The organism is Ewingella americana ATCC 33852 (assembly GCF_000735345.1).
Classification (GTDB): domain Bacteria; phylum Pseudomonadota; class Gammaproteobacteria; order Enterobacterales; family Enterobacteriaceae; genus Ewingella; species Ewingella americana.
The window spans coordinates 88,684-99,719 of the sequence record NZ_JMPJ01000056.1 but is presented as its reverse complement, the minus strand read 5'-3'; the positions used below and the strand labels follow the sequence as shown (position 1 = coordinate 99,719).

Genomic DNA, 11,036 nt, shown 5'->3' with positions numbered 1-11,036 from the left:
TTTGAAGTTGAAGTTGAAGTTGAAGTTGAAGTTGAATTTAAAGCGGCAAAGTGGGGGCCGCAACCCCCACATCAAAACTCCAGTTCAACGTCCCCCACCGGCAGGCAACAACAGGGTAGGACGTCGCCCTCCAGCAGGAATGCCAGAGGTTTCTCACTGTAGGTCACTTCACCGCTGACCAGCCGCATGCGACATGAACCGCAGTAGCCTTCACGGCATTGGTACTCGACTTGAACGTCATGATGCTCGAACACTTCCAGCAGGTTTTTGTGGCCGGCCAGACAGGCCAGCCGCTTACCGTTGGCTGAAAGCGTTACGGTTGACTGACTCATCTTAGAACTCGAAATCGCTCAGGTCGTCAGCATTCATTTCTGAATCAATCTGACCGACCAGATAGGAGCTGACTTCAACTTCTTGTGGCGCAACCTGCACGTTGTCAGACACCAGCCATGCGTTGATCCATGGGATTGGGTTTGTGCGCGTTTTGAAAGGCGCAGTCAGGCCAACCGCTTGCATACGGATGTTGGTGATGTACTCGACGTACTGGCACAGGATGTCTTTGTTCAGGCCAATCATTGAGCCGTCGCGGAACAGATATTCTGCCCAATCCTTCTCTTGTTGCGCCGCCAGCACGAACAGGTCGTGGCACTCTTGCTCGCACTCTTTGGCGATTTCCGCCATTTCTGGGTCATCACTGCCAGAGCGCAGCAGGTTCAGCGCGTGCTGGGTGCCGGTCAGGTGCAAGGCTTCGTCACGGGCGATCATCTTGATGATTTTCGCGTTACCTTCCATCAGTTCGCGCTCGGCGAAGGCGAAGGAGCAGGCGAAGCTGACGTAGAAACGCACGGCTTCCAGCGCGTTCACGCTCATCAGGCAGACGTAGAGTTTCTTCTTCAGCTCACGCAGATTGACCACCACGGTTTTACCATTGACCTGATGGGTGCCTTCGCCCAGCAGGTGGTAGTAGCTGGTCATTTCAATCAGCGTGTCGTAGTAGCCAGAGATGTCTTTGGCGCGTTTCAAGATCTCTTCGTTGGTGACGATGTCGTCGAACACCAGCGCCGGGTCATTCACGATGTTACGGATGATGTGGGTGTAAGAGCGCGAGTGGATGGTTTCAGAGAACGCCCAGGTTTCAACCCAAGTTTCCAATTCTGGAATTGAGATCAGTGGCAGCAGGGCGACGTTCGGGCTGCGGCCTTGAATGGAGTCCAGCAGGGTCTGGTATTTCAGGTTGCTGAGGAAGATGTGCTTCTCATGCTCTGGCAGCGCCTGAAAGTCGATACGGTCGCGAGAAACGTCAATCTCTTCAGGACGCCAGAAGAAGGAGAGCTGCTTTTCGATCAGCTTTTCAAAAATCTCATGCTTCTGCTGGTCGAAACGCGCGACGTTAACAGACTGACCGAAGAACATCGGCTCAAGAAGTTGGTTATTTTTGTTCTGGGAGAAAGTGCTATAGGCCATAACGTCCTCTGAATTCTCAGTAAAAACCCCCTGACGGGGGTTTTAAATAAATTATTTAATTAAAAACAGACAATTAGATTTTGCAGGCGCCGCTTTCACAATCGTCCGCAGCTTCGGCTTTCATGTCTTCCTGCACGTCGTCAGCACCGTCACGGGTGTTCTGGTAGTACAGGGTTTTCACGCCGAACTTATAGGCGGTCAGCAGGTCTTTCAGCAACTGTTTCATCGGCACTTTGCTGTTCGGGAAGCGCGCCGGGTCGTAGTTGGTGTTAGACGAAATCGCCTGATCGATAAATTTCTGCATCAAACCTACCAACTGCAGGTAGCCGTCGTTGTTCGGCATATCCCACAGCAGTTCGTACTGGTCTTTCAGGGTTTCGTACTCAGGAACAACCTGACGCAGAATCCCGTCTTTCGACGCTTTGATGCTGATGTGGCCGCGTGGTGGCTCAATACCGTTGGTGGCGTTAGAGATCTGCGAAGAGGTCTCAGACGGCATCAGGGCAGACAGCGTGGAGTTACGCAGGCCGTGCTCTTTAATGTCATTACGCAGCGCGTCCCAGTCTAAGTGCAGTGGCTCATCACAAATGGCATCGAGATCCTTTTTATAGGTATCGATAGGCATGATGCCCTGTGCATAAGTGGTTTCGTTGAACCACGGGCAGGCACCTTGCTCTTTCGCCAAGTTGTTAGAGGCTTTCAGCAGGTAGTACTGAATCGCTTCGAAGGTTTTGTGCGTCAGGTTGTTCGCACTGCCGTCGGAGTAGCGCACGCCGTTCTTCGCCAGATAGTAAGCGAAGTTAATGACGCCAATACCCAGAGTACGGCGGCCCATCGCGCCACGGTTTGCGGCTTTGATTGGGTAATCTTGATAGTCGAGCAGGGCGTCGAGCGCACGAACCGCCAGCGTTGCCAGCTCTTCCAAATCGTCGAGGCTGTTAATAGCGCCGAGGTTGAAAGCAGACAGCGTACAGAGCGCGATTTCACCGTTTTCGTCGTTAACATCGTCCAGCGGTTTGGTTGGCAGGGCGATTTCCAGACACAGGTTAGACTGGCGAACTGGCGCGATAGCCGGGTCAAACGGGCTGTGGGTGTTGCAGTGGTCAACGTGCTGAATGTAGATACGGCCAGTGGAGGCGCGCTCTTGCATCATCAGGGAGAACAGCTCAACGGCTTTCACTTTCTGCTTACGGATGCTCTCGTCTTGCTCGTATTTCTCGTACAGGCGCTCGAATTCATCTTGGTCTGCGAAGAACGCATCGTACAGGCCCGGCACGTCAGACGGGCTGAACAGGGTGATGTCGCCGCCTTTCACCAAACGCTGATACATCAGTTTGTTGATCTGCACGCCGTAGTCCATGTGACGAACGCGGTTGCCTTCGACGCCACGGTTGTTTTTCAGCACCAACAGGCTTTCAACTTCCAAGTGCCACATTGGGTAGAACAGAGTGGCAGCACCACCGCGCACGCCGCCCTGAGAACAGGATTTCACCGCAGTCTGGAAGTGCTTGTAGAAAGGAATACAGCCAGTGTGGAAAGCTTCGCCGCCGCGAATTGGGCTACCCAGCGCACGGATGCGACCTGCGTTGATCCCGATACCTGCGCGCTGAGAAACGTATTTCACAATGGCGCTGGAGGTGGCGTTGATAGAGTCGAGGCTGTCGCCACATTCGATCAGTACGCAAGAGCTGAACTGGCGCGTAGGGGTACGCACGCCGGACATGATTGGCGTTGGCAGCGAGATCTTGAAGGTCGAAATAGCGTCGTAGAAACGCTTAACGTAGTCCAGGCGGGTTTCGCGCGGGTAGCCAGAGAACAGGCAAGCGGCGACCAGAATGTAGAGGAACTGAGCACTTTCATAAATTTCGCCAGTCACACGGTTTTGCGCCAGGTATTTACCTTCCAGCTGTTTAACCGCGGCATAGGAGAAATTCATATCACGCCAGTGATCAATAAAACTGTCCATCTGCTCGAACTCTTCAGCCGTGTAGTCTTCCAGCAGATGTTTGTCATATTTCCCCATATCGACCATACGATTGACCTGATCGATAAGTTTTGGCGGCTCAAATTGACCGTAAGCTTTTTTACGCAGGTGGAACACAGCCAGACGCGCAGCCAGATATTGGTAATCAGGCGCATCTTTAGAAATCAGGTCCGCAGCGGCTTTAATAATGGTTTCGTGAATGTCGCCGGTTTTAATCCCGTCATAAAACTGAATGTGAGAACGGAGTTCTACTTGCGAAACAGAGACGTTTTGAAGCCCTTCGGCAGCCCAGTCGATGACTCGGTGAATTTTATCAAGGTTGATGCGTTCTTTACGGCCATCGCGTTTAGTAACAAGAAGACTCTGATTCATTAGGGGCTGTACCTTAGAGGTTTATAAAGGGCCTGACGAAACGCAGATTCCCAGTGAAATCTGTCTAATCTGCGCGTTGTGTGCTGCTCAGGATATAAACACTATATATTGTGGGTTTGTTAATTTCTGATGACAAGATAGTGGCTGGGTGTGGCTTTTGCAAGTGAACAAAATGGCCATTTTTGTGGATAAGTTGGGGAGAAATTCTCAGGGCTGGGCTGGAGTGTACGTGGTTGCTGGGGCGGTGAAAGTGTCAATATCTACAATACGATTTTCTTATATTTTTTGAAAACTTGATCGACTGCCGATTTCTTAAACGTTAGAAAAAAACGCTATATTAGTGTTGCTAACTATTCTAAAAAAAGATGTAGCTAACAGACTTCTCGTCAAACTGCTAAAAACTAAGCTTTTACTGTTTGTTACAAGCGCAGAATCTGGTTTAAAAACCATTTTCTGCGCTTTAATACCAGCAGCAGGGCTTAATCTGTGCTTTATTTTTTCTCGTCGGCCAGAGATTGCGTGTGAACCATGTAGTTCACATCAACATTTTTGCCGAGTTTGAAGTGGTCGGTCAGCGGGTTGTAGTGCAGACCCATAATGCCGCGTTCGAACAGGTCGGTGCGGTCAACCATCGCCAGCAGTTCGGACGGTTTGATGAATTTCTTGATGTCGTGCGTGCCTTTTGGAACCATTTTCAGCACGTATTCGGCACCAAAAATAGCCATTAACCACGCTTTGTTATTGCGGTTAATGGTGGAGAAGAACACGTGGCCGCCCGGCTTAACCAGACGCGCACAGGCAGCAACCACGGATGCCGGGTCCGGGACGTGCTCGAGCATCTCCATGCAGGTCACCACATCATACTTTTGTGGGTTGGCTTCGGCGTGAGCTTCCACCGTTTCCTGTACATAGCTGACGTTGACGCCGCTCTCTAGGGCGTGCAAACGAGCCACTTGCAGAGGCTCACCGCCCATGTCCAGACCGGTAACCTTGGCGCCAGCGACCGCCATGCTTTCGCTCAGGATGCCGCCGCCGCAGCCGACGTCGAGGACGTTTTTCTCAAACAGGCCGTCGGCGCGTTCAAGGATATAGTTAAGGCGCAGTGGATTGATGCGATGCAGCGGCTTAAATTCGCCTTCCAAATCCCACCAACGCGAAGCCACGGCTTCAAATTTGGCGATTTCGTCATGGTCGATATTCTGCGTGTTATGGGTCGATGCTGTATTCATGAGCGTGATGAACTCCCTATAGCTTGATAGGGCAGATTATACATATTCCTCAACCGAGGTTCAGTTTTGTCTGTGTGGCGAATGTTTGCGCGAAATGCTGGCGTTTGCCGTGCAAAGAACAGGGGACGACGCCAAAGGTTTGAATCAGGCCGACAATTTGGATTTAAAATAGCGCGAAATAGGGAGGTTCTTTTCCACAGATCTCAGCTTTGTGGTATAGTTTTACACCTTTGCCTATACAGGCACCGGCAATGAATAATCAGTAGAGGGATAGCAGCTCCATGAGCGACCTTGCCAGAGAAATCACACCGATAAACATCGAAGAAGAGTTGAAAAACTCTTACCTGGATTACGCCATGTCCGTTATCGTCGGGCGTGCGTTGCCAGATGTGCGCGATGGTTTGAAACCGGTGCACCGCCGCGTACTTTTCGCAATGAACGTTCTGGGTAACGACTGGAATAAACCCTATAAGAAATCGGCCCGTGTGGTCGGTGACGTTATAGGTAAGTATCACCCACATGGTGATACCGCGGTCTATGACACCATCGTTCGTATGGCTCAGCCTTTTTCACTTCGCTATATGCTGGTGGACGGGCAGGGTAACTTTGGTTCGGTAGACGGCGACTCCGCTGCGGCCATGCGTTATACCGAAATACGCATGTCAAAAATTGCCCACGAACTGTTGGCAGACTTAGAAAAAGAAACCGTCGACTTCGTGCCTAACTACGATGGCACCGAGCAGATCCCTGCGGTCATGCCGACGCGTATCCCTAACCTGTTGGTTAACGGTGCGTCAGGTATCGCAGTAGGTATGGCGACCAACATCCCACCGCATAACCTCACCGAGGTTATCAACGGCTGTCTGGCGTATATCGACGATGAAAACATCAGCATTGAAGGGCTGATGGAACACATCCCGGGGCCTGACTTCCCTACCGCCGCCATCATCAATGGCCGCCGTGGTATCGAAGAAGCCTACCGTACCGGCCGTGGCAAGATCCTAATTCGTGCCCGCGCGGAAGTGGAAGCTGACGCTAAAACCGGTCGCGAAACCATCATCGTTCACGAGATCCCTTATCAGGTGAACAAGGCCCGTCTGATCGAGAAGATCGCCGAGCTGGTGAAGGAAAAACGTCTTGAAGGTATCAGTGCACTGCGCGACGAGTCTGACAAAGACGGGATGCGCATTGTTATTGAAATCAAACGCGATGCCGTGGGTGAAGTGGTTCTGAACAACCTCTACTCCCTGACGCAGTTGCAGACTTCTTTCGGTATCAACATGGTTGCTCTGCATCAGGGCCAGCCGAAGATTCTGGGCCTGAAAGAGATCCTGTCCGCGTTCGTGCGCCACCGCCGTGAAGTGGTGACCCGCCGTACTATTTTCGAACTGCGCAAAGCGCGTGACCGTGCTCATATCCTTGAAGCACTGGCTATCGCTCTGGCAAACATCGATCCAATCATTGAACTGATCCGCGCAGCGCCAACGCCTGCCGAAGCGAAAGCGGGCCTGATCGCACGTTCATGGGATCTGGGTAACGTTGCAGCGATGCTGGCAAGTGCCGGTGACGACGCAGCGCGTCCTGAATGGCTGGAGCCAGAATTTGGTATTCACGACGGGAAATACTTCCTGACCGAGCAGCAAGCACAAGCCATTCTGGATCTGCGTTTGCAGAAACTGACCGGCCTTGAGCACGAAAAACTGCTGGATGAATACAAAGACTTGCTGACGCAAATCGCGGAACTGATCTTGATTCTGGAAAACCCAGATCGCCTGATGGAAGTTATCCGTGAAGAGCTGGAAGCGATTCGTGACCAGTACAACGATCCGCGTCGTACTGAAATCACCGCCAATACCTCCGACATCAACATCGAAGACCTGATCAATCAGGAAGACGTTGTGGTGACGCTGTCGCATCAGGGCTATGTGAAGTACCAGCCTCTGACCGACTACGAAGCGCAACGTCGCGGTGGTAAAGGTAAGTCCGCAGCACGTATTAAAGAAGAAGATTTCATCGACCGCCTGCTGGTCGCCAATACGCACGACACGATCCTGATGTTCTCCAGCCGTGGCCGTCTGTACTGGATGAAAGTCTACCAACTGCCAGAAGCCAGCCGTGGTGCGCGTGGTCGTCCAATCGTCAACTTGTTGCCGCTTGAAGCGAACGAGCGTATTACCGCCATCCTTCCAGTACGCGAGTATGAAGAAGGGCGTCACGTGTTCATGGCAACCGCCAGCGGCACCGTGAAGAAAACTGCGCTGACTGATTTCAGCCGTCCACGCAGCGCGGGCATCATCGCCATCAACCTCAACGAGGGTGATGAGCTGATTGGTGTTGATCTGACTGACGGTAAAGACGAAGTCATGCTGTTCTCTGCGGCCGGTAAAGTGGTGCGCTTCTCTGAAGAAGCCGTGCGTAAGATGGGCCGTACGGCGACCGGTGTTCGCGGTATCCGTCTGGGCGAAGGCGACAGCGTCGTTTCCCTGATCATTCCACGCGGCGACGGTTGTATCCTGACCGTGACGCAGAATGGTTTCGGTAAGCGTACCGAGTCTGCTCAGTACCCAACTAAGTCCCGTGCAACGCAGGGCGTTATCTCAATCAAAGTGAGCGAGCGTAACGGTCCAGTGGTTGGCGCGATTCAGGTTGATGAAGCGGACCAGATCATGATGATCACCGATGCAGGTACGCTGGTGCGTACTCGCGTTTCTGAAGTGAGTACCGTAGGCCGTAACACCCAAGGTGTGACGCTTATCCGTACCGCAGAAGACGAGAACGTTGTTGGCCTGCAACGCGTTGCCGAGCCAGTTGAAGACGAAGAGTTGGATGGCGTAGCAACGGTTGAAGGTGAGCTGGAAGCTGCTCAGGAAGCTGAGTTGCCAGATGAAGCAGAATCAGACGACGACGCTGTCGAAGATGATGTTGACGCTGACGACGAAGACGCTGAAAAAGAGTAAGTTTCAGTCGCTTTGAAACGCTATAGAAGGGCACATCCTATTTGGGTTGTGCCCTTTTTAGTCTCTGCGACAATAGTGTATTCTAACTGTCGTTTTCCGCCCTGTGGTGACTCCGCAATGTCGATGGTAGTCCTTTGAAATATTTAACCTCCTTTAGAACAACGCTGCGCATCTCCCGTTACCTGTTCAGGGTACTGGCGTTTATGCTGTGGTCGCTGGGCGCATTGCTGACGACATTTTACGTCCTGAATATCTTCCACAATAAAGAGTCGGAAATCCGTGATGAGGACAACCTCAATTACGATCAGGCCCAGAGTTACATTAAGAATTCCGCCGACATTATGCGGGATATCAAATACATGGCTGAAAAACGCCTCAGCGATTCGATGAACGGCCTCGACATCATCAACGGCGTCATCAGCAGTAAAAATGTCCAGCCGACTTATCATCCGCTCTATTCAGAATCTGACTGCGGGCAGCTCAGCGATAGCTACCGTAATTCGCTCAATTCACTCGGCAACATGATTCACTATTGGAAAGACAATTTTTCCGATGCCTATGATTTGAATCGCGTATTTTTCATCGGTGGCGAAAGCCTGTGCATGGTCGACTTCGGCCTGAACAGCCAGCCAATCGAGCGCGATAACAGCAGCGTGCTGAAGTCGCTGCATGAGAAGATCCTCAAGTACCGCAATGGCAAGAATCAGGATAAAGAGAACAGTCTGTACTGGGTGTCGTCCGGCCCCAATAAAGACTTGGGCTATCTCTATGTTCTGACACCTATTTATGTCGGGAACAAGCTGGAAGCGCTGATGGGCATCCAGCAGACGCTGCGTCAGGAAGATATGGTCACGGCCTCATCGCTGCACACCGGCGTAACGATTTTGGATGCCGACAACGAACCTTTACTCAGCTTCTCCGAGGGCGGGCGGAGTCCTGCGACTGGTGCATTCCCAGCAGAATCGACCTATTTCGGCTACATGAACGGCTATAACGACTTGGTTTATAAGAAGTCTTTATCGCCGTCGAGCCTCAGCGTGGTCTACTCGTTGCCGTTCAACACGGTGATTGAGCGCTTTAAAATTCTTATCTTTAACGCCGTGCTGCTGAATATCTTCTCAGCCTTACTGCTGTTTATTCTGGCGTGGGTGTTCGAGCGCAAAATCTTCCTGCCCGCCGAGCAAAATGCCTTCCGTCTTGAAGAGCACGAGCAGTTTAACCACAAGATTGTCGCCTCGGCGCCGGTGGGGATTTCCATCCTACGCATCAGCGATGGGGTGAATATCCTCAGTAACGAGCTGGCACACAACTACATCAACATGCTGACGGCAGAAGACCGCCAGCGCATTACGCGCATCATCTGCGACCAGCAGGTCAACTTTGTTGATGTGATAACCAAAGACAACAACAATATTCAGCTGAGCTTTGTTCACTCGCGCTACCGCAATGAAGACGTGGCGATTTGCGTGCTGATCGACGTCAGTGCGCGCGTCAGAATGGAAGAGTCATTGCAGGAGATGGCCAACGCCGCCGAGCAGGCCAGCCAGTCGAAATCGATGTTCTTGGCCACCGTCAGCCACGAGTTGCGTACGCCGCTTTACGGCATCATCGGTAACCTCGATTTGCTGCAAACTCAGGGCCTGCCGCAGGGCGTGGATCGTCTTGTTACCGCGATGAATAACTCGTCGGCGCTGCTGCTGAAAATCATCAGTGATATCCTCGATTTCTCGAAGATTGAGTCCGAACAGCTGAAAATTGAGCCGCAGGAGTTCTCCTGCCGCGAAGTGATCACCCATATTGCCGGTAACTACCTGCCGCTGGTGGTGAAGAAGCACCTTGGGCTTTACTGCTTTATCGAGCATAACGTGCCGATGTCCTTCTTGGGTGACCCGGTTCGTTTGCAGCAGGTGTTGTCGAACATCCTCAATAACGCGATTAAATTCACCGATACCGGCTGTATCGTGCTGCATGCGCGCACCTGTGGTAATTATATGGAGTTCCAAGTTCGCGATACCGGCTGCGGTATTCCAGAGCGCGAAATCACCCGTCTGTTTGACCCGTTCTTCCAAGTGGGCAGCGGCGTGCAGCGCCACTTCCAAGGGACCGGGTTGGGGCTGGCTATCTGTGAGAAGCTGATTAACCTGATGGATGGCGATATCTCGGTGGATTCTGCGCCGGGGTTGGGCAGCCAGTTCACCGTGCGAATTCCGCTGTATAACGCCACTTTCCCATGCGAAAAGCCACTCGATGCGTGGCAGGGCAAAAATCTGTGGCTGGAAATCCGCAACGCGCACCTCGAAAGCTACCTGACCCAATTGCTGCGCCATCAAGGAGCTACTGTCCAGCGCTGGCAGCCTGATTGTATTCTTCAGCCTGAAGATGTGCTGATCACCGACACCCTGCTGATGTACAACGGGGAATTGGCCGCGCAGATTGAATTCAGCATCGACCATATTGGGCCGCCGATGGAAACCCGTCCGGGCTACTGGGTGCACAGCACCTCGACGCCGCTGGAAGTGACCGCGCTGCTCAATCGGATTTATCAGTTGGAAGATGAGTCGGAAGAGGGCGGGTTGAACCTGCCTGCTCTCGGCGCACTGGCTACGCAGGACAACAGCGATATCAACCTGCTGGTGGTCGATGACCATCCAATCAACCGCCGTTTGCTAGCCGATCAGCTCAGTTCTATGGGTTATCAGGTGGTGACCGCCAATGACGGTCTGGATGCGCTGGATGCGATGAACGTCCACCAAATCGACATCGTGCTCAGTGACGTTAACATGCCGAAGCTTGACGGTTACGGCCTGACGCAGAAACTGCGCGAGCTGGGTTACACCTTGCCGGTGATTGGCGTGACGGCCAACGCTTTGGCCGAGCAGCGCCAGCGCTGTCTGGAGGCTGGGATGGATAACTGCCTGTCGAAGCCGGTCACGCTGGAAACTCTGCGCGACACGCTGGCTTACTACAGTAAATCGGTGCGCCGACTGCGCGACGCTAAAGTCTAGCCGCCAGCGTGGGCAACCACGGCGG

The 11,036-nt window shown here is 52.6% G+C and carries 6 protein-coding genes; 2 read left to right on the top strand and 4 right to left on the bottom strand.

Annotated elements, in window-relative coordinates; genetic code table 11:
* Window positions 1-71: 71 nt before the first annotated feature.
* The 4 genes from yfaE to ubiG form a co-directional block, all read right to left on the bottom strand.
* Window positions 72-332 (bottom strand): class I ribonucleotide reductase maintenance protein YfaE, encoded by a 261-nt coding sequence (gene yfaE / locus GEAM_RS11865; protein WP_034791706.1) that lies wholly within the window; start codon window positions 330-332, stop codon window positions 72-74.
* A gap of 1 nt (window position 333) precedes the next feature.
* The gene (gene nrdB, locus GEAM_RS11860; protein ID WP_034791704.1) at window positions 334-1,464 is read right to left on the bottom strand and encodes a class Ia ribonucleoside-diphosphate reductase subunit beta; all 1,131 of its coding nucleotides are present in this window, start codon (window positions 1,462-1,464) and stop codon (window positions 334-336) included.
* A 73-nt stretch (window positions 1,465-1,537) separates the two neighbouring features.
* Window positions 1,538-3,820 (bottom strand): class 1a ribonucleoside-diphosphate reductase subunit alpha, encoded by a 2,283-nt coding sequence (nrdA, locus tag GEAM_RS11855; RefSeq protein ID WP_034791702.1) that lies wholly within the window; start codon window positions 3,818-3,820, stop codon window positions 1,538-1,540.
* 491 nt (window positions 3,821-4,311) lie between these two features.
* Window positions 4,312-5,049: a bifunctional 2-polyprenyl-6-hydroxyphenol methylase/3-demethylubiquinol 3-O-methyltransferase UbiG gene (gene ubiG, locus GEAM_RS11850; protein ID WP_034791700.1), complete on the bottom strand. Its 738-nt coding sequence runs from the start codon at window positions 5,047-5,049 to the stop codon at window positions 4,312-4,314.
* Between the two features lie 281 nt (window positions 5,050-5,330).
* Here ubiG and gyrA point away from each other — a divergent pair, with 281 nt between their 5' ends.
* Both gyrA and rcsC read left to right on the top strand, forming a co-directional pair.
* Window positions 5,331-8,006 (top strand): DNA topoisomerase (ATP-hydrolyzing) subunit A, encoded by a 2,676-nt coding sequence (gene gyrA, locus GEAM_RS11845; RefSeq protein WP_034791698.1) that lies wholly within the window; start codon window positions 5,331-5,333, stop codon window positions 8,004-8,006.
* A 134-nt stretch (window positions 8,007-8,140) separates the two neighbouring features.
* Window positions 8,141-11,011 (top strand): two-component system sensor histidine kinase RcsC, encoded by a 2,871-nt coding sequence (rcsC, locus tag GEAM_RS11840; protein ID WP_034791696.1) that lies wholly within the window; start codon window positions 8,141-8,143, stop codon window positions 11,009-11,011.
* Window positions 11,012-11,036: the final 25 nt, after the last annotated feature.